The 1,158-nt window shown below is 55.4% G+C and carries 1 protein-coding gene and 1 rRNA gene; one reads left to right on the top strand and one right to left on the bottom strand.

Going from position 1 to position 1,158, the window contains the following annotated elements; translation table 11 throughout:
* Positions 1 to 190 precede the first annotated feature (190 nt).
* A 5S ribosomal RNA gene (rrf, locus tag EAE92_RS24045) occupies positions 191 to 306 on the top strand.
* A gap of 183 nt (positions 307 to 489) precedes the next feature.
* On the opposite strand, the gene tnpC is transcribed toward rrf, so the two are convergent.
* The coding region (tnpC, locus tag EAE92_RS24050; RefSeq protein ID WP_214069858.1) for an IS66 family transposase at positions 490 to 1,158 on the bottom strand (669 nt) is incomplete at its 5' end.

The following is a 1,158-nucleotide window of genomic DNA, read 5'->3' on the forward strand; positions in this document are numbered from 1 at the left end:
GCGATGCGTTGAGCTGACCAGTACTAATGAGCCGAGCGGCTTAACCTTACAACGCCGAAGGGGTTTTGGTGTCAGAAGACAGCAAACAGAAGTCGGAAGACAGAAGAGAGACAGATTTCAGCTTGTTGAACAGATTGCTTCGGGTGGTTGTGTCGGAAGAGACGCAACGGCCGGAAGGAAACCGAATATGCCTGGCGGCGATAGCGCGGTGGTCCCACCTGACCCCATGCCGAACTCAGCAGTGAAACGCCGTAGCGCCGATGGTAGTGTGGGGTCTCCCCATGTGAGAGTAGGACACTGCCAGGCTTTAAATACAGTGGAAACCCCCAGCATAAGCTGGGGGTTTTTGCGTTTTTAAGACATACGACAGTTGCTTTGGCTCCATAAACGTTATAATACTTGTCGAAATTTGCTTTTGTTGACCGTACTCTTATCCCTGCGTTTTTACCGTAAGAGTCCGGTTACCTCACCTTGACAAAAAAAGCGATTTTAAGCAAAGCGATTCTCAGGCCAGGGCAGCAGCTCATTCAACCGATTGTTCGGCCAGACAGGCAGCCGGCTGAGGACATCACGTAACCAGACCCAGGGCTCATGTCCGTTGGCTTTGGCCGTTTCCAGCAGGCTCATTATCATGGCGGCACGTTGCCCTGCGCAGAGCGAGCCCGCAAAAAGCCAGTTCTTTCGCCCGAGCGCCACACCCCGGACCGCATTCTCCGCCCGGTTGTTGTCTATCGGCACCCAGCCATCATCCAGATAACACACCAGCGCCGACCAGCGCTTCAGCGTATAATCTATCGCTTTGCGTAACCCGGAGTTGGGCACCGTTTGGGTCTGAATCTTCTGCAACCAGGACCGGAACTCATTCAGCCACGGCCGGGCATAACGCTGCCGCCACTGACGCCGTTTATCCGGCGGCCGGTGTTTGATTTTTCGCTCCAGCTTGTACAGGTCGCGAATGCCATCCAGCGCCTGTTTCGCTACCGGACTTTGGCTCGCTTTATATTGGTCAAAGAATTTACGACGGGCGTGGGCCCAGCAACCCGCTTCGGTGATATCCGCCCGGGCATGCAGCGCGTTGTAACCGGCATAATCATCCGTCACCAACGTGCCGCCCGACCAGTCTTTCAGCAGGCTCTGGGCATAACGGCCACTGCGGCC

This window comes from Photorhabdus hainanensis, assembly GCF_018448965.1.
GTDB lineage: Bacteria > Pseudomonadota > Gammaproteobacteria > Enterobacterales > Enterobacteriaceae > Photorhabdus > Photorhabdus akhurstii.